Consider the following 16,451-nt stretch of genomic DNA (forward strand, 5'->3'; position numbering starts at 1 on the left):
TTTGGTCCGAACCTTATATGGTCAGGCACGGAAACTTCCACTGGTTTCCGCAATGTCCCGAGCGTTCCTTTCTCGCTGCCGTGACTGTTGTCACATCCGCGGTAATCCACAGCCGGAATGCCGGGATTCCTTGCTGTTTGCGGCCATCTCGTCTAGGTGGATGCCATGGGGAAAAGTCTTATTCCGCCCGGTGACGGCGGCGACCACATTCAACCGATCGATCTGAAGGCGGCGCTTGAGGAGCGTTATCTCGCCTATGCGCTGTCGACCATCATGCACCGGGCGCTACCCGACGTGCGCGACGGGTTGAAGCCGGTGCACCGGCGCATCATCCACGCGATGAGCGAGATGGGCATCCGCCCCAACTCGGCCTTCAAGAAATGCGCGCGTATCGTCGGTGACGTCATCGGTAAATTCCACCCGCATGGCGACCAGTCTGTCTACGACGCGTTGGTGCGGCTGGCACAGGATTTCTCGCAGCGCTATCCGGTGGTCGACGGCCAGGGCAACTTCGGCAATATCGACGGCGACAGCGCGGCCGCCTATCGTTACACCGAAGCGCGCATGACCGACGTCGCGGCGCTGCTGCTCGAAGGCATCGACCAGGACGCGGTCGACTTCCGCCCGACCTATAACGAGGAAGACGAGGAGCCGGTCGTGCTGCCGGGCGCCTTCCCGAACCTTCTGGCCAACGGTGCCTCGGGCATCGCGGTCGGCATGGCGACCTCGATCCCGCCGCACAATGTCCACGAGATCTGCGACGCGGCGCTGTACCTCATCAAGAACCCCGGCGCGACCGTCGAGGAACTGCTGGCCGATCCGGCCAATCCGCAAAGGGGTGGTATCGAGGGACCGGACCTGCCCACCGGCGGTATCGTGGTCGAAAGCCGCGAGAGCATGGTCGAGACGTACCGCACCGGCCGTGGCGGTTTTCGCGTCCGCGCCCGTTGGGAAACCGAGGATCTCGGTCGCGGAGGCTACCAGATCGTCGTTACGCAGATCCCCTTCCAGGTGCAGAAGTCGCGCCTGATCGAGAAGATCGCCGAGCTGCTGATCGCCCGCCGCCTGCCGCTGCTCGAGGACGTGCGCGATGAATCGGCCGAGGACGTGCGCATCGTTCTGGTGCCGAAGAGCCGCACCGTCGATGCCACGCTGCTGATGGAATCGCTGTTCAAGCTGACCGAGCTCGAGAGCCGGATCCCGCTCAACATGAACGTGCTCAGCCAAGGCAAGGTGCCGAAGGTGATGGCGCTCAACGAAGTGCTGTCCGAGTGGCTGGCGCATCGCAAGGACGTCCTCGTTCGTCGCTCGATGTTCCGCCTGGCGGCGATCGATCGGCGGCTCGAGATCCTCGGCGGCCTTCTCATCGCCTATCTCAATCTCGACGAGGTGATCCGCATCATCCGCGAGGAGGACGAGCCGAAGCCCTTCCTGATCGAGCGGTTCACGCTGACCGACAACCAGGCCGAAGCGATCCTCAACATGCGGCTGAGGAACTTGCGCAAGCTCGAGGAGTTCGAGATCCGCAAGGAGCATGAGGCTCTGTCGGCCGAAAAGGCGGAAATCGAGACGCTGCTCGCCTCCGACGACAAGCAGTGGCAAACGGTCTCCTGGGAGATCGGCGAAGTCAAGAAGAAGTATGCCAAGGCGACCGATCTCGGACGCCGGCGCACCACCTTCTCCAATGCCCCGGTCGCCGATGTCGAGGCGATCCAGCAGGCGATGATCGAGAAGGAACCAATCACCGTCGTCATCTCGGAAAAGGGCTGGATCCGCGCGTTGAAGGGCCATATTTCCGACACCACGAGCCTGACCTTCAAGGAGGGCGACGCGCTTCGCGTGGCCTTCCCGGCACAGACCACCGACAAGATCCTGCTGGTGACGACGGGCGGCAAGGTCTACACGATGGGCGGCGACAAGTTGCCCGGCGGACGGGGCCATGGCGAACCCTTGCGCATCATGGTCGACATGGAAAACGACCAGGACGTGCTCACCGCCTTCGTCCATGATCCGAGCCGCAAGCTGCTCATCGCCTCGACCGCCGGCAACGGCTTCGTCGTCGCCGAAAACGAGATCGTCGCCAATACCCGCAAGGGCAAGCAGGTGATGAATGTCGGCATGCCGGACGAGATGAAGCTGGTCGTGCCCGTGACGGGCGACCACGTCGCCGTGGTTGGCGAGAACCGCAAGATGCTCGTTTTCCCGCTGGCGCAGGTCCCGGAGATGGCGCGCGGCAAGGGCGTTCGCCTGCAGCGCTACAAGGATGGCGGCATTTCCGACATCAAGTGTTTCGCGATTGCCGACGGTCTGACCTGGGAAGACAGTGCCGCCCGGATCTTCACCAAGACCAAGGACGAACTGATCGAATGGCAGGGCGACCGCGCCTCTGCCGGCCGGACGGTGCCCAAGGGCTTCCCGCGCAGCGGCAAGTTCTCCGGCTGATCATTTGTCCGGTCAGGAAAGCGCGACGGTGTGATCCTTCAGGAACCGCGTCGCGCCTTCCTCGTCGATCTCGCCTGCGGCCACGGCGAGGACGAAGGCCACCACCGACGCCTGGTCTGCATCGATCAGAAAGCCGTTGATGTAGAGAAAGGTGAAGGCTGCCAGGAAACCGGTTCGCTTGTTGCCGTCGGAAAACGGGTGGTTCCTCACGATTCCGTAGAGATATGCAGCCGCCAACGCCATGAGGTCGGTTTCTCCGTAAGCCGCCTTGTGAAGGGGCCGGGCAAGTGCGGCCTCCAGCGCATTCTCGTCCTTGAGACCGGACAACCCGCCATGCTCCGCCAGTTGTTCGCGGTGCATGGCTTCGACGGCTTCTCGGGAAAGCCACTTTGGTCCGCTCATTTGGCCAGTTCCCGCAGAGCGACGCGGTATTTTTTCATGCCTTCCCGCGCTGCCGCCATCTGTTCGGCCAGATCCGCCGGCTCAGGCGTCAAGCGAATGCCGCCTTCGGCCTCTTCCACGTCCAGTTTGTCCCCCGCCTTCAGGCCCAGACGGTCGAGGATCTCCTTGGGGATGATGATGCCTTCGGAATTGCCGATCTTGCGAATGATGACGTTCATCTGGGTGCTCCTTGTGTTGCAACAAGGTTATAACATGGCGCGCCGGACCGGTAAAGAATGGACGGCACCTGCGAGGGGCGATGCCCGCTCACGCGATTGATCGCGGTCAACGCGGTGTCGTCTTGCCGCTTTATGCTCGCTTGCGGATATTCAGGAGACGGTCAATGCTGACACGGCGCGGGATACTGACAGGTGGAGCGGCGATCCTGACCGCCGGCGGGGTGGGCGCGGTCCTGTCGATGAGGCTGGCGAGCAGCCACTATACCGCCTATGCCGCCCAATTGCGGGAACCGCCCAAACCGCAAGCGGCGTCCCGTGATCTGATCCGCTACGCTACCCTTGCCGCCAACGGCCACAATACCCAGCCCTGGCTGTTTCGCGAGAGTGGACAGGCCATTGCGGTCCTGCCGGACTTTTCCCGACGCACGCCGGTGGTCGATCCGGACGATCACCACCTCTATGTCAGCCTTGGCTGCGCGATAGAGAACCTGGAGATCGCCGCAAGAGCGACGGGGCGATCCGGCGAGTTGGTGATCGAGGGGGAGGGCGGCGCGACCTTGACCTTCTCGCCGCAACCGGGCACGGCCGATCCGGCAACCATGGAGCTTTTCGGCGCCATTCCCGTGCGCCAGTCGACCCGTAGTCTCTATGACGGAACTCCCGTGAGCTTCGATCATCTCCAGCGGCTGTCAGACAGCGCGACGGTCGAGGGCGTCGACATCGTTCTCCTGACTGAGCGGTTGAGCATCGATCGGGTGCGCGACCTCGTCATTGCCGGCAATGACGTTCAGATGGCCGATCCTGCCTTCATGCGCGAGTTGAAGGACTGGCTGCGCTTCAGTCCATCGGCGGCGATGGAGCGAGGGGACGGGCTCTATGCACCGGGCAGCGGCAACCCGCCCTTGCCCGAATGGTTGGGGCCGATCGCCTTCGATCTGGCGTTCAAGCCGAAAAGCGAAGCCGACAAATACGCGCGTCACATGGATAGCTCGGCCGGCGTCGCCGTGTTCGCGGCGCGGGACGAAGGGCCGGCCGGATGGATCGCCGTCGGGCGTGCGTGCCAGCGGTTCTGCCTGACTGCCACCGCGCTGGGCGTGAAGACCGCCTTCGTCAACCAGCCTGTCGAAGTGCCTAAACTGCGCAATGAAATGGCCGCATTGGCGGGTCTTGGATCGCGAAGGACGGATATCGTCCTGCGCTTCGGCCATGCGCCGGAAATGCACTATTCTCCGCGCCGACCGGTGGACGCGGTACTCGTTGTGTGACGTAGGGACGTAATTCCGCCGGCGCGGGTCATGCCCTCATCGCCTCATTCCTGGTCGGCACCGCCATCGTCATCGCCATCGTTCGGCTGGTATCTTTCCCATCCCTGATTGGTCAAATGCTCCTGCGGCTGGAAGCGCGTCTTGTAATCCATCTTGTGCGAGCCCTTGACCCAGTAGCCGAGATAGACATGAGGCAGGCCGAGCGCCTTGGCGCGCTTGACGTGGTCGAGCACCATCATCGTGCCGAGCGAGCGCTTGACCATGGCCGGATTGAAGAAGGAGTAGACCATGGACAGGCCGTCGCTCATCAGGTCGGACAGCGCCACGGCAACCAGTTCACCCTTCGGCTGCAGGTTGAGGCCGTCGCCGGGGCTGCGAAGCCTGTATTCGATCAGCCGCGTCTGGACATGGGTGTCCTCGACCATGATGGCATAGTCGAGCGCGGACATGTCCGACATGCCGCCTTGTTGATGGCGATGATCGAGGTAGGTGCGGAACAGCGAGAATTGCTCGGTCGAGGGCTGGGCGGGAAAGACCGTCGAGACGATGTCGCGATTCTCCGACTGAACGCGACGGAGGGACCGGGTCAGTTCGAACTCGTCGACAAGGACGCGGACCGAGACGCAGGCGCGACAGCCCTCGCAGGCGGGGCGGTAGGCGATGTTTTGCGAGCGGCGGAATCCTCCCTGCGTCAGCAGGTCGTTCATCTCCGTGGCGCGCGGCCCGACCAGATGGGTGAAGACCTTCCGCTCCATCTCGCCCGGCAGGTAAGGACACGGCGCCGGCGCCGTGAGGTAGAATTGCGGGGAAGGGGAAGCCTGTGTGTTCATCGTCCGCCGGTCGGAAGCCTTCGCCATCGAATATATATCAGCATGGCGCAAGATTGGAAAACGTCAACTGTCTGTCACGAAACATGACGCCGGCGGGCACCGGCGGCCGGCCACCCAATTGCGATTAGGACGGCCGGCAGTCGATCAGGCTGTCCGCATGGTGGCAGTCCCGAGCAGCAGATCGTGCACGAGGCGCGACCGCTCGGTGAACAGGCCGGCGAGCAGGATCAGCGGCGTCAGGACCGAATTGAGGATCCAGAACAGCGCCAGGTGGGCGATCGCCAGGACGAAGTCGATCCGTCGGCCGTCGAGCCGCACCATGGCAATACCCATGGCCTTCATGCCGGGCGTCGCCTGAGACGGGCCGGAAAGCGACATGCCGAAATAAAGGCCCGCGACGATGAAGAACAGGATCGGGTAGAGCAGGAAACCGAGGCCGAGCGTGAGCACGCCGACGAAGAAGACGAGAACCGCGGCTGGAATCCACAGCGCGGCGACGATCAGGTAGTCGATGAGGAAGGCGAAGACGCGGCGCGACAGCACGCCGCTATAGGCGCGCCAGTCGTCGGGTGCAGCATAGATCGGATTCGGATCGAGGGTCATCGTCGGCTCCCGCTGGTGTTTCGAGCTATGGATATGGGGAGAAGACGAGGAAATACAATCCGACAAGCGCGATCCTCAGCCCTTGGCAGCCAGATATTTCGCCACGTCGACGGCGAAATAGGTCAGGATTCCATCGCAGCCGGCGCGCTTGAAGCACAGCAGGGTCTCGAGCATGGCGCGTTCGCCATCGATCCAGCCATTGGCCTCAGCCGCCTTGATCTGCGCATATTCGCCCGACACCTGATAGGCAAAGACCGGCAGGCCAAAGGCTTCCTTCATCCGCCAACAGATGTCGAGATAGGGCAGGCCGGGCTTGACCATCAGCATGTCGGCGCCTTCCTCGACATCGAGTGCCGCGTCGCGCAGTGCCTCCGTGCCGTTGGCAGGGTCGATATAGTAGCTCTTCTTGTCACCCTTCAGCAGTCCGCCGGTCGAGATCGCCTCGCGATAGGGGCCGTAATAGCAGGAGGCGAATTTGGTGGCGTAGGACATGATGCCGACCGACTGGTGGCCGGCGGCGTCCAGCCCGCGGCGGATTGCGCCGATGCGGCCGTCCATCATGTCGGACGGGGCGATGATGTCGGAACCGGCATCGGCTTGCAGCACTGCGGCGCGGACGATCTGTTCGACGGTCTCGTCGTTGACGATCTCGTTGCCGCGCAGGATGCCGTCATGGCCGTGGCTGGTGAACGGGTCGAGCGCCACGTCGGTGATGACGCCGATATTCGGCACGGCCTTCTTGATCGCGGCGGTCGCGCGGTTGATCAGGTTGTTCGCTTCGAGGATCTGCGAGCCGGTCTCGTCCCGCAGGTCCATCTCGACATTGGGAAAGGTGGCAAGCGCAGGGATTCCGAGGTCTGCCGCTTCCTTTGCCGCTTCGACGGCCTTGTCGATCGTCATGCGGTTGACGCCCGGCATGGCGGCGATCGGCTCGATGATACCTTCTCCGGGGATGATGAAGATCGGCCAGATCAGGTCATCGACGGTCAGACGGTTTTCCTGAACGAGACGGCGGGTCCAATCGGCCTTGCGGTTGCGGCGCATCCGGCGGTGACCCGTGATGTCGTCGACCAGAAGTGTCTTGTCCTGCATGGCGAAGTCCTTGTCCTTGTCTCGTGATTAGCGCGTGGATAGCACTTACGGCAGGGATTGCCAAAACGGAAGACGACGCTTGGTCGCGGCTACGGCTGGCGGCGACCGGTGCCTTCGGCATATCCTCGCGCCATGGAACCTGATTCTCACAACGCACCCAAGCGCAGCCTGACGGAAGTTCTGTTTGTGGTGTTCCTGCGCATGGTCGCGGTCGCCTGCCTCTGGTTCGCCCTGCAATACTGGGCCATGCTGGTCGGCTATTCGCTCGGCGGCCGGGCGCGTTTCGACTTGCTCGACCTGCCCTGGAAGGTCGCGGGCAGCAGCCTGGCGGTGATCTTCCCGGTGGCAGCGCTCGGGCTGTGGATGGCGGTGTCCTGGGGGCCGGTGATCTGGGCGCTCGGCGCGGGCGCGCAGGTCCTGATGTACTGGCTGTGGTCCGACATATTCGGCTACAACCGGCTGGCGATCACCATGCACATGCTTGTCGCCACCGTCTATCTGGTGTTCCGCCTCGCGCTCTGGCTCGAAATGCGCCACAAGGGCGAGGAGATAAGGGTTGATTTACCCTGATGCCACGAGGCCATTCGGTAAGCCTCTGTTAAGCCTGCGTTTTAAATAGAATTTTATGCGCATTGGATATGGTCCTCACTAAGGCGGGAGAAAACAACAGCCGCCACCCAAACAGTGAGGCAGACCGACATGAACACCAAGATGAAGCCGCAGCCGGCAACGCTCGATCCCCAGGAAGACGCGATCCGGAATCTCTATCTCGAATCCCTGCATCTCGTTGAACGTCTCCACCGCCGTCTTCTCGACGTCATCAAGGACGAGTTCGAACGCCAGGGTCGCAACGACGTCAACGCCGTCCAGGCCCTCCTGCTCTTCAATATCGGCAATTCCGAACTGACCGCCGGTGAACTGCGCTCGCGCGGCTACTATCTCGGCTCGAACGTCTCCTACAACGTCAAGAAGCTCGTAGACCTCGGCTTCATCAACCACCAGCGTTCGCGCATCGACCGCCGCTCGGTCCGCATCAGCCTGACCGAGAGCGGCCAGGAAGTGGCCGAGACGGTCGCCAAGCTCTACGAGCGCCACATCGGCTCGATCCAGAAGGTCGGCGGCATCGGTTCCGACGAGTTCACCCAGATGAACAAGCTTCTGCAGCGGCTCGACCGTTTCTGGAACGACAGCATCATGTACCGTCTCTAATCCACAAGAGACCATTATCTGCTGTATTTCCTCCAGTCATGCGGCAGCACGAGACGGCGCCAGGCGGCAGCAATGCCCGCCATGGCGCCTGCTCGCGTTTCCCGCCAAGTCCGAAGGGCGCAGGATCGCGCCCGAGCCTTGCCGCACCGATAGCGGAAAGCCTCGTCGAAAGCCGTGGCGATGACGTGTTCGTGAAACTTGGCCGGTTTGCCGAGCCACGAATTGGCCATATTGATATGGGACCGGCCTTGCATGCAAAAGCTGCAATCCGACGTGGCTGAAAGTCGCTGTTTGTGACGGTGACGGACGTTCGTCGTCCATTTGTTAACCATGCCGCCGTTAGGGATGGTGCGGATCGCTCAATTTGGAAATGGTAGGAAAAATGTCGAAAAAGTCTGGAATCGTAGCCCTGTCGCGTCGTGCACTGCTCACCGGCGCCGCAGCAGCCGGTGCCGCCGCCATTGCCGGCCAGGCAGCTGCCCAGACGGCCATTGATGAACTGATCACGGCGCCGCGGCGCGGCAACTGGGACGATCAGTTCGATGCCAAGGCATCGCGCACCACCGCTGCGGTCACCTCCAACACACCGATGCTGAGCGCCAATAATTTCATCTACATGCAGCAGGCGATCACCGAGTATCAGACAATCGTGGCGAACGGCGGCTGGCCGCAGGTCAATCCGTCTGTCAAGCTGAAGATCGGCGCGGTCGATCCCTCGGTGCAGCAGTTGCGCCAGCGCCTGATGATATCCGGCGACCTGCCGCGCTCGGCGGGCATGTCCAATTCGTTCGATTCCTACGTCGACGGCGCCGTAAAGCGTTTCCAGGCCCGTCACGGGCTTCCGCAGGACGGCGTGCTCGGTGAGTTCACGCTGAAGGCGCTCAATGTTCCGGCCGATACCCGGTTGATGCAGCTCAACGTCAACCAGCAACGCCTTCAGGAAATCATGAACAAGCAGCTGGAGCGTCGCTATGTTGTCGTCAACATCCCGGCGGCCTATGTCGAGGCTGTCGAGGACGACCGGGTGGCCCTGCGCAATACGGCCATCGTCGGCTCGATCACCCGCCCATCGCCGACGCTCGATTCGAAGATCCACGAAGTCATCCTGAACCCCTACTGGACCGCGCCGCGCTCGATCGTCCAGAAGGACATCATGCCGCTGATGCGCAAGGATCCAACCTATCTTTCACGCAACGCCATCCGTCTGATCGACGGAAACGGCAATGAGGTCGCGCCGGAAACCATCGACTGGAATGCGGAAAAGGCGCCGGATCTGATGTTCCGTCAGGACCCAGGCAAGATCAACGCCATGTCGTCGACCAAGTTGAACTTCCACAACGCCCATGCTGTCTACATGCACGACACGCCGCAGCAGGGCCTGTTCAACAAGCTCATGCGCTTCGAGTCCTCGGGCTGCGTGCGCGTTCAGAACGTCCGCGACCTCGTGGTCTGGCTGCTGAAGAACACACCCGGCTGGAGCCGCCAGGAGATCGAGCGCGTGATCGCGACGCGCGTCAATACGCCGATCGCGCTGACAGACGAAGTCGGCGTGCACTGGGTTTACATCAGTGCCTGGTCGTCCAAGGACAATATCGTGCAGTTCCGCGACGACATCTATGCCATCGACGGCAATGCGCAGCTTGCTCTTCAGGCCAACATCGGCGTGGAAACCTCGGCCGGCTCGGTCGAAGACGACATCTTGCCGCAATAATTGCGGCCAGCGGCCTGCCGGTCAGGTTGCAGCTCAATGAAGAAGAAGGCGGCGGTCCCTGCGGGCCATCGCTTTTGTTATGTCTTCAGGGGCGCGGCGCCGGCCTCTCGCGGCCGGTCCGAGAGGGGCGAACCGTGCCGCAGCGCTGTTTGATGCGCAAATGTCGCGTCCCGTATTGCCCTTGCCGAGACGGAGCGCTAAGACCCCTTGGCATCAACCGTCAGGAGCCCGCAGTCATGTCGAACACCGATGCTTTCTTTTCCCGTACGCTTGCCGACACCGATCCCGAGATCTTCGGCGCGATCGAGAAGGAACTGGGTCGCCAACGCCACGAGATCGAGCTGATCGCCTCGGAAAACATCGTGTCCCGCGCCGTACTCGAGGCGCAGGGGTCGATCATGACGAACAAGTATGCGGAAGGCTATCCGGGCAAGCGCTATTACGGCGGCTGCCAGTTCGTCGATATCGCCGAGGAACTGGCGATCGAGCGCGCCAAGAAGCTGTTCGGCGTCAACTTCGCCAACGTGCAGCCCAATTCCGGTTCGCAGATGAACCAGGCCGTCTTCCTGGCGCTGCTGCAGCCGGGTGACACCTTCATGGGTCTCGACCTCAATTCCGGGGGCCATCTGACCCATGGCTCGCCGGTCAACATGTCCGGCAAGTGGTTCAACGTCGTGTCCTACGGTGTGCGCGAAGGCGACAACCTGCTCGACATGGACGCGGTCGCCGAATCTGCCCGCAAGCACAAGCCGAAGCTCATCATCGCCGGCGGCACCGCCTATTCCCGCATCTGGGACTGGAAGCGTTTCCGCGAGATCGCCGATGAAGTCGGAGCCTGGCTCATGGTCGACATGGCCCATATTGCCGGCCTCGTCGCGGGCAACCAGCACCCGTCGCCGTTCCCGCATTGCCACGTTGCCACCACCACGACCCACAAGTCGCTGCGCGGCCCCCGCGGCGGCATGATCCTCACCAATGACGAGGATCTGGCGAAGAAGTTCAACTCGGCCGTCTTCCCCGGCCTCCAGGGCGGCCCGCTGATGCATGTCATCGCCGCCAAGGCCGTGGCCTTCGGCGAAGCGTTGCAGCCGGAATTCCAGGACTACGCCGCCCAGATCGTCAAGAACGCCAAGGCACTGTCCGAAACGCTGGTCGCCGGCGGTCTCGACATCGTGTCGGGCGGCACCGACAACCACCTGATGCTGGTCGACCTGCGCAAGAAGAACGCCACCGGCAAGCGCGCCGAGGCAGCGCTTGGCCGCGCCTACGTCACCTGCAACAAGAACGGCATCCCGTTCGATCCGGAAAAGCCCTTCGTCACCTCCGGCGTCCGTCTCGGCACGCCGGCCGGCACGACCCGCGGCTTCAAGGAAGCCGAGTTCCGCGAGATCGGCAATCTGATCGTCGAGGTCCTCGACGGCCTCAAGGTTGCCAATTCCGACGAGGGCAATGCTGCCGTCGAAGCATCGGTGCGCGAAAAGGTCGTAGCCCTCACCGGCCGCTTCCCTATGTACCCTTACATGTAAGGAAAGCGCATGCGCTGCCCGTTCTGCGGTTCGGAAGATACCCAGGTCAAGGATTCCCGTCCGGCGGAGGATAACACCTCCATCCGCCGGCGGCGGATCTGTCCCGACTGCGGCGGCCGCTTCACGACGTTTGAACGGGTCCAGCTGCGCGAGCTGATGGTGGTCAAGAAGACGGGCCGCAAGGTCCTGTTCGACCGCAACAAGCTGGTGCGCTCCTTCCAGATCGCGCTCAGGAAGCGTCCTGTCGACAATGAGCGCATCGAACGCGCCGTCTCCGGTATCGTCCGCCGTCTGGAAAGCTCGGGCGAGACGGAAATCTCCTCGGAGGAAATCGGCCTGCAGGTGCTGGAAGCCTTGAAGAGCCTCGACGATGTCGGCTTCGTCCGCTACGCCTCGGTCTATCGCGACTTCTCCCACGCCGAGGACTTCGAGAACGTCATCGCCGAGATCAACGCCAAGATCTCGCGCGACAGCGGCGCGGAGTGATCCATGTCCGGAGCGGCGGATGATGCACGCTTCATGGCAGAAGCGATCGAGCTCTCCTTGCGCCATCTCGGCCAAACCTCGACCAATCCTTCTGTCGGTTGCCTGATCGTCAAGGACGGAGAAATCGTCGGCCGGGGCGTCACCGCCAAGGGTGGCCGGCCACATGCCGAAACCGAGGCGCTGGCGGATGCCGGCGAGAAGGCGAGGGGGGCGACGGCCTATGTGACCCTCGAACCCTGTTCCCATCACGGCAAGACCCCGCCCTGCGCCAATGCGCTGGTGCAGGCCGGCATTGCCCGTGTCGTCGTGGCCGTCACCGATCCCGATCCGCGCGTATCGGGCCGGGGTCTGCGGATCTTGCAGGATGGCGGGATCACGGTATCGAGCGGCGTTCTGGAGGCCGAGGCCAGAAGGGCGCTTGCGGGCTACCTCACCCGTCAGACGAAGGGCCGGCCGCATGTGATTCTAAAACTTGCCGTTTCGACGGATGGGATGATCGGCCGGAAGGGCGACGGGCAGGTCGCGATCACCGGTCCGATGGCCCGTCACCAGGTCCAGCTTCTGCGGGCGAGGACCGATGCGATCCTTGTCGGCATCGGTACGGCTCTGGCCGATGATCCCGAGTTGACGGTTCGACTGGAAGGGCTCGAGGACCGCTCACCGGTCCGCATCGTGCTCGATCGCGATCTCGTCCTGCCGCTCGATTCCAAGCTCGTGCGGACGGCGCGAACGGTTCCGCTGATTGTCATCTGCGGCGCTGTGAGTGGCGACGGTTTTGACGGTGAAAGAAGCGGACGGGCGACCGACGCTCTGGCGGCGCGGCGAGCCGCGCTCGAGGCCTGCGGCGTGGAGATTGTCGGCGCATCCTCGGTCGATGACTTGCTGTTCGCCCTCGCCAGCCGCGGAATTTCCTCCCTTCTGGTCGAGGGCGGTGCGCGCGTCGCCAAGGATTTCCTCGCCGCCGATCTGGTCGACGAGATCCAGCTATATCAGGGCGCGACCACGGTGGGAGCCGATGGCATCGCTTCGCCGCTGACGCCGCAGACGGTGCCGGCGCGGTTTCGTCTGTTGCTCTCGAGCCGCTTTGGGCCGGATCGTCTGGACGTTTTCGAGCGAGCCTGACGGCTTCACAACGTAACGCTCCCAACGAAAGAGCCCGGCCGCAAAAGCGACCGGGCTTCGAAGTTCTTTCCTGCGGGTGCAATCAGATGACGGCGACGAGGTCTTCTTCTTCGTCGCGCTGGCGTCCGCCCAGCGCTGCCGCCACCGAAGCGATGAAGGCGCCGATCATCAGCGAGACCGCCCCGGCAAGCGCAATGGCGGTCGCCGCCTGCTTGGCTGCATCGGCTGCTTCCTGGGCTTCCGTCTTCGCTGCCTCGATATTGGCGAGCGTCTGATCGACGCGGGCCTTGGCATCGGCTTCCGAAAGTCCGGCGCGAGAAGCGACGACACGGTCCAGATAGGCACGATCATCGGCCGGCATTTCGCCACGTACGGTGCCGTTGATCAGGATGCGGGAGACTTCCGCCGTCACGCGCTCGTCGCTCTGGACGGCAGGCGGCGTGGCTGGATTTGCCGGGCGCAGGATCGCGTCCGCGAAATAGTCGACGGAGAAGCCCGAACCTTCATCCGAGGCGTTCGCGGCAGCGGCGATACCCGCTGTGCCGGCGGCACCTGCCGCCGTTGCCGTCGCGCCCGCGACGGTTCCAGCCGCGGAACTGATTACAGAACCGAGAAGACCGGCCACCAGCAGGGTCGAAAGAGCCCAGGCCAGGAAGCCATGGGCGGTATCGCGGAAGAAAACCTCATCCGTATGGACGCCGACCCATTTTGTGCGCAGCCGACCGGTCATATAACCGCCGAAGGCAGCCGAAAGCCACTGGACCAGAACCAGCCAGACGGCAGTCGTCCAGCCGATCGCTTCGAGAGATACGCTCTCTCCCGCCCAGGGCGACACCATGGTCAGGCCGAGTCCGGAGCCGATGAGCGTAAGAATGAGAGTGATGGCGGAAGCGGCAAGCGCACCGGCGATGATCGACTTAAGCGACACGGCTGACGCCGAAGATTCGATCGGCATCAGGGTGGGAGACGGGCTGACGGGAATTGACATGCTGCCTCCTAGCGCCAGAACAGCATGATCAGAATGATGAGCGGGATCGGAACCCCAAGAAACCAAAGCAGAATACCGCGACCCATGATATACCTCCTGTCGGACGTGCCGATCTTGATGTTGTTTCCCGACCGCGAGATCACGCGGTGGTCATCGCTAGAACACCGCATCGCCATTTTTGTTCCTTTCACGCCCGGCGCCGCCTCGCCGATTTCGACGGATCGAACGGCGCTGGTGCCGACCGAGCGGAAAAACACTTGCCAAGCCCCGTGTGCCGTGGTTTGACCGCCGTCTGTCCGACATTGCGCGGACTTCTCCTCAAAAACCGGGGTCCAGGTCATGTCCAAAAAGAAATCTGCACCGCATCTCCTGATCGTTGAAGCGCGCTTCTACGACGACATGGCGGATGCCTTGTTGGATGGCGCCAAGGCGGCACTCGACGAAGCGGGCGCGACCTATGATATCGTCACCGTCCCGGGCGCCCTGGAAATCCCGCCGGCGATCTCGATGGCGCTCGACGCTGCCGATGAAGAGGGGGTCGCCTATGACGGTTTCGTCGCGCTCGGCATGGTCATTCGCGGCGAGACCTATCACTTCGAGATCGTCTCGAACGAATCCTCGCGGGCATTGATGGATCTGGCCGTGTCCGAATCGCTGGCCATCGGCAATGGCATCCTGACGGTCGAGAATGAAGAACAGGCCTGGGCGCGTGCGCGCCGGACGGACAAGGACAAGGGCGGGTTTGCCGCCCGCGCGGCGCTGTCGATGATCGCGCTGAAGAAGAAACTGGGTAACTGAACGAATATGTCGACGGAAGACAAACAGCCGGTGAAGACCGCCAACCAGCGTGGCGCAGCCCGCCTTGCAGCCGTGCAGGCGCTGTATCAGATGGATATCGGCGGAACCGGCGTGCTGGAAGTGGTCAGCGAATACGAGACCCACCGCCTGGGACAGGAAGTCGACGGCGATACCTATCTCAAGGCGGATGCCTCATGGTTCCGTTCGATCGTCGCCGGCGTGGTGCGCGATCAGAAGGCTATCGATCCGATGATCGCTAAGGCCTTGCAGGACGACTGGGCACTGTCGCGCATCGACAGCACCGTTCGCGCCATCCTGCGTGCCGGCACCTTCGAGCTGCTCGAACGCAAGGACGTGCCCGTCCCGGTGATCGTCACCGAATATGTCGAGATCGCCCGCGCCTTCTTCGAGGACGAGGAGCCGAAGCTCGTCAACGCCGTGCTCGATCGGATCGCCAAGCAGGTCCGCGGCATCACCAAGAAGTAAATCCGGGAAACACGTCATGTCCGCTCACGAGGCTCAAGGGTTGGACGATCAACTGCGCACGGCCAAGCGCAATGTGTCCCTCCTCACGGTTGCCCAGGCCATTCTCGGATCCGCGGCCCCCTTGAGTTTTTCGGTCGGCGGTCTGGCCGGCTTCCAGTTGCTCGGCGCCGACAAGTCTCTGGCGACGGCGCCTCTGACCGGTTTCAACGTCGGCGTGGCGCTCGGCGCCATCGTCGTTGCTGCCGCCTCCCGCTTTCTTGGTCGGCGCGAGAGCTTCATGGTCGGCGCTCTGATGGGCGCGATCGGCGGCGTGGTTGCCGCGCTTGCGCTTTTCCGATCCGAATTCTGGCTCTTTGCCTTCGGCCTCCTGCTGATCGGCCTGTCCGGCGGCTTCACCCAGAAGATCCGCTTCGCCGCGGCCGATGCCTCGCCCAGCTTCTACAAGGGCAAGGCGATTTCCTGGATTCTCGCTGGCGGCATCGTATCAGCCATCGTCGGCCCGCAGCTGGCGATCTGGCTGAAGGACTGGATGGAGCCGGTGACGTTCGCCGGCGCCTTCATGGGTCTCGTGCCGCTGATGCTGCTCGCCATCGGCGTGCTGTTCTTCCTCAAGCTGCCGGATACTTCGTCGAAGACGGGGACCGATGGTGAGCCTGCGCGTCCGCTGCGGGAAATCGTCATGACCCAGCGTTTCGCCACGGGCATGATCTGCGGCATCAGTTCTTACGCCCTGATGACCTTCATGATGACCGGCGCGCCGCTTGCCATGGTTGTCGGTTGCGGCTTCTCGTCCGATCTTGCCACCCTCGGCATCCAGTGGCACGTCATCGCCATGTTCGCGCCGAGCTTCTTCACCGGCATGCTGATCTCGCGCTTCGGCACGGAAAAGGTCGTCGCTGTTGGTCTTCTCATCCTCATGAGCTGCGCCGTCATTGCCCATATGGGCGTCGAATTGTGGAACTTCTGGCTGGCGCTCGTCCTGCTTGGCATCGGCTGGAACTTCGGCTTCATCGGCGCGACCGCGATCGTCGCCTCCAGCTATCGGCCGCACGAGGCCGACAAGGTGCAGGGCTTCCACGACATCGTGCTGTTCGGCACCGTGGCGCTTTCCTCCTTCTCCTCGGGCAAGATCTTCTCCGCCTTCGGCTGGTCCTTCATGAACCTCGTCATCTGGCCCGTGACCATCGTCTGCCTGATCCTGGTCGTTCTGCAGATGCGCGCCGCTGCCCGCAAGGACCAAGCCTGATCCCTCGTCCCCGCGACGCCACCGGGG

At 62.9% G+C, this 16,451-nt stretch carries 18 protein-coding genes; 11 read left to right on the top strand and 7 right to left on the bottom strand.

Annotation, left to right across the window (positions count from 1 at the left end; all coding sequences use genetic code 11):
• The first annotated feature begins 165 nt into the window (after positions 1-165).
• Positions 166-2,442: a DNA topoisomerase IV subunit A gene (gene parC, locus RHIZ70P_RS13055; protein WP_115670738.1), complete on the top strand. Its 2,277-nt coding sequence runs from the start codon at positions 166-168 to the stop codon at positions 2,440-2,442.
• Between the two features lie 12 nt (positions 2,443-2,454).
• Here the strand turns inward: parC and RHIZ70P_RS13060 are convergent, their stop codons facing one another.
• Positions 2,455-2,844, bottom strand: a complete 390-nt coding sequence (locus RHIZ70P_RS13060) for a type II toxin-antitoxin system death-on-curing family toxin (RefSeq protein ID WP_115670739.1) — start codon at positions 2,842-2,844, stop codon at positions 2,455-2,457.
• Positions 2,841-3,062, bottom strand: coding sequence for an AbrB/MazE/SpoVT family DNA-binding domain-containing protein (locus RHIZ70P_RS13065; protein ID WP_115670740.1), 222 nt, complete (start codon positions 3,060-3,062; stop codon positions 2,841-2,843). The genes RHIZ70P_RS13060 and RHIZ70P_RS13065 overlap by 4 nt, the downstream gene beginning before the upstream one ends.
• Positions 3,063-3,226: 164 nt before the next feature.
• On the opposite strand from RHIZ70P_RS13065, the gene RHIZ70P_RS13070 reads away from it, so the two are divergent.
• On the top strand, positions 3,227-4,327 hold the full coding sequence (locus RHIZ70P_RS13070; protein WP_115670741.1) for an Acg family FMN-binding oxidoreductase: 1,101 nt from the start codon (positions 3,227-3,229) through the stop codon (positions 4,325-4,327).
• Positions 4,328-4,371: 44 nt separating this feature from the next.
• Here the strand turns inward: RHIZ70P_RS13070 and RHIZ70P_RS13075 are convergent, their stop codons facing one another.
• The 3 genes from RHIZ70P_RS13075 to hemB all read right to left on the bottom strand — a co-directional run bounded on the left by RHIZ70P_RS13075 (position 4,372) and on the right by hemB (position 6,852).
• The gene (locus RHIZ70P_RS13075) at positions 4,372-5,157 is read right to left on the bottom strand and encodes an arginyltransferase (RefSeq protein ID WP_115670873.1); all 786 of its coding nucleotides are present in this window, start codon (positions 5,155-5,157) and stop codon (positions 4,372-4,374) included.
• Between the two features lie 144 nt (positions 5,158-5,301).
• Positions 5,302-5,760: an RDD family protein gene (locus tag RHIZ70P_RS13080; RefSeq protein ID WP_115670742.1), complete on the bottom strand. Its 459-nt coding sequence runs from the start codon at positions 5,758-5,760 to the stop codon at positions 5,302-5,304.
• Between the two features lie 75 nt (positions 5,761-5,835).
• Positions 5,836-6,852: a porphobilinogen synthase gene (gene hemB, locus RHIZ70P_RS13085; protein ID WP_115670743.1), complete on the bottom strand. Its 1,017-nt coding sequence runs from the start codon at positions 6,850-6,852 to the stop codon at positions 5,836-5,838.
• 132 nt (positions 6,853-6,984) lie between these two features.
• On the opposite strand from hemB, the gene RHIZ70P_RS13090 reads away from it, so the two are divergent.
• From RHIZ70P_RS13090 to ribD, 6 genes are all read left to right on the top strand, one after another.
• Complete coding sequence (locus tag RHIZ70P_RS13090) at positions 6,985-7,422, top strand: DUF6163 family protein (RefSeq protein WP_115670744.1); 438 nt, start codon at positions 6,985-6,987, stop codon at positions 7,420-7,422.
• Positions 7,423-7,551: 129 nt separating this feature from the next.
• A complete protein-coding gene (gene ldtR, locus RHIZ70P_RS13095) occupies positions 7,552-8,061 on the top strand; it encodes a transcriptional regulator LdtR (RefSeq protein ID WP_115670745.1) in 510 nt (169 codons plus the stop codon).
• 382 nt (positions 8,062-8,443) lie between these two features.
• Entirely contained in the window at positions 8,444-9,772 is a 1,329-nt protein-coding gene (locus RHIZ70P_RS13100; RefSeq protein WP_115670746.1) for a L,D-transpeptidase family protein, read from the top strand.
• 236 nt (positions 9,773-10,008) lie between these two features.
• Entirely contained in the window at positions 10,009-11,298 is a 1,290-nt protein-coding gene (gene glyA, locus RHIZ70P_RS13105) for a serine hydroxymethyltransferase (RefSeq protein ID WP_115670747.1), read from the top strand.
• Positions 11,299-11,307: 9 nt separating this feature from the next.
• Positions 11,308-11,784 (top strand): transcriptional regulator NrdR, encoded by a 477-nt coding sequence (gene nrdR, locus RHIZ70P_RS13110; RefSeq protein ID WP_115670748.1) that lies wholly within the window; start codon positions 11,308-11,310, stop codon positions 11,782-11,784.
• A gap of 3 nt (positions 11,785-11,787) precedes the next feature.
• A complete protein-coding gene (gene ribD, locus RHIZ70P_RS13115; RefSeq protein WP_115670749.1) occupies positions 11,788-12,906 on the top strand; it encodes a bifunctional diaminohydroxyphosphoribosylaminopyrimidine deaminase/5-amino-6-(5-phosphoribosylamino)uracil reductase RibD in 1,119 nt (372 codons plus the stop codon).
• 82 nt (positions 12,907-12,988) lie between these two features.
• Here the strand turns inward: ribD and RHIZ70P_RS13120 are convergent, their stop codons facing one another.
• Positions 12,989-13,894, bottom strand: a complete 906-nt coding sequence (locus RHIZ70P_RS13120) for a hypothetical protein (protein ID WP_115670750.1) — start codon at positions 13,892-13,894, stop codon at positions 12,989-12,991.
• An 8-nt stretch (positions 13,895-13,902) separates the two neighbouring features.
• Complete coding sequence (locus RHIZ70P_RS13125; RefSeq protein ID WP_115670751.1) at positions 13,903-14,235, bottom strand: hypothetical protein; 333 nt, start codon at positions 14,233-14,235, stop codon at positions 13,903-13,905.
• On the opposite strand from RHIZ70P_RS13125, the gene RHIZ70P_RS13130 reads away from it, so the two are divergent.
• From RHIZ70P_RS13130 to RHIZ70P_RS13140, 3 genes are read left to right on the top strand one after another with little or no spacing between them, the layout of a single operon-like run.
• A complete protein-coding gene (locus RHIZ70P_RS13130) occupies positions 14,234-14,692 on the top strand; it encodes a 6,7-dimethyl-8-ribityllumazine synthase (RefSeq protein ID WP_115670752.1) in 459 nt (152 codons plus the stop codon). The two genes, RHIZ70P_RS13125 and RHIZ70P_RS13130, sit on opposite strands and share 2 nt — an antisense overlap.
• Before the next feature lie 6 nt (positions 14,693-14,698).
• Positions 14,699-15,178: a transcription antitermination factor NusB gene (gene nusB, locus RHIZ70P_RS13135; protein ID WP_115670753.1), complete on the top strand. Its 480-nt coding sequence runs from the start codon at positions 14,699-14,701 to the stop codon at positions 15,176-15,178.
• A gap of 16 nt (positions 15,179-15,194) precedes the next feature.
• Positions 15,195-16,424, top strand: coding sequence for an MFS transporter (locus tag RHIZ70P_RS13140; protein ID WP_115670754.1), 1,230 nt, complete (start codon positions 15,195-15,197; stop codon positions 16,422-16,424).
• The last annotated feature ends 27 nt before the right edge of the window (positions 16,425-16,451 follow it).

The organism is Paenirhizobium selenitireducens ATCC BAA-1503, assembly GCF_900492185.1.
GTDB classification, from domain to species: domain Bacteria; phylum Pseudomonadota; class Alphaproteobacteria; order Rhizobiales; family Rhizobiaceae; genus Allorhizobium; species Allorhizobium selenitireducens_A.

Coding starts and splice junctions, on each gene's coding strand:
- parC (WP_115670738.1), top strand. CDS start 166: ATGGGGAAAAGTCTTATTCCGCCCGGTGACGGCGGCGACCACATTCAA.
- RHIZ70P_RS13060 (WP_115670739.1), bottom strand. CDS start 2,844: ATGAGCGGACCAAAGTGGCTTTCCCGAGAAGCCGTCGAAGCCATGCAC.
- RHIZ70P_RS13065 (WP_115670740.1), bottom strand. CDS start 3,062: ATGAACGTCATCATTCGCAAGATCGGCAATTCCGAAGGCATCATCATC.
- RHIZ70P_RS13070 (WP_115670741.1), top strand. CDS start 3,227: ATGCTGACACGGCGCGGGATACTGACAGGTGGAGCGGCGATCCTGACC.
- RHIZ70P_RS13075 (WP_115670873.1), bottom strand. CDS start 5,157: ATGAACACACAGGCTTCCCCTTCCCCGCAATTCTACCTCACGGCGCCG.
- RHIZ70P_RS13080 (WP_115670742.1), bottom strand. CDS start 5,760: ATGACCCTCGATCCGAATCCGATCTATGCTGCACCCGACGACTGGCGC.
- hemB (WP_115670743.1), bottom strand. CDS start 6,852: ATGCAGGACAAGACACTTCTGGTCGACGACATCACGGGTCACCGCCGG.
- RHIZ70P_RS13090 (WP_115670744.1), top strand. CDS start 6,985: ATGGAACCTGATTCTCACAACGCACCCAAGCGCAGCCTGACGGAAGTT.
- ldtR (WP_115670745.1), top strand. CDS start 7,552: ATGAACACCAAGATGAAGCCGCAGCCGGCAACGCTCGATCCCCAGGAA.
- RHIZ70P_RS13100 (WP_115670746.1), top strand. CDS start 8,444: ATGTCGAAAAAGTCTGGAATCGTAGCCCTGTCGCGTCGTGCACTGCTC.
- glyA (WP_115670747.1), top strand. CDS start 10,009: ATGTCGAACACCGATGCTTTCTTTTCCCGTACGCTTGCCGACACCGAT.
- nrdR (WP_115670748.1), top strand. CDS start 11,308: ATGCGCTGCCCGTTCTGCGGTTCGGAAGATACCCAGGTCAAGGATTCC.
- ribD (WP_115670749.1), top strand. CDS start 11,788: ATGTCCGGAGCGGCGGATGATGCACGCTTCATGGCAGAAGCGATCGAG.
- RHIZ70P_RS13120 (WP_115670750.1), bottom strand. CDS start 13,894: ATGTCAATTCCCGTCAGCCCGTCTCCCACCCTGATGCCGATCGAATCT.
- RHIZ70P_RS13130 (WP_115670752.1), top strand. CDS start 14,234: ATGTCCAAAAAGAAATCTGCACCGCATCTCCTGATCGTTGAAGCGCGC.
- RHIZ70P_RS13125 (WP_115670751.1), bottom strand. CDS start 14,235: ATGACCTGGACCCCGGTTTTTGAGGAGAAGTCCGCGCAATGTCGGACA.
- nusB (WP_115670753.1), top strand. CDS start 14,699: ATGTCGACGGAAGACAAACAGCCGGTGAAGACCGCCAACCAGCGTGGC.
- RHIZ70P_RS13140 (WP_115670754.1), top strand. CDS start 15,195: ATGTCCGCTCACGAGGCTCAAGGGTTGGACGATCAACTGCGCACGGCC.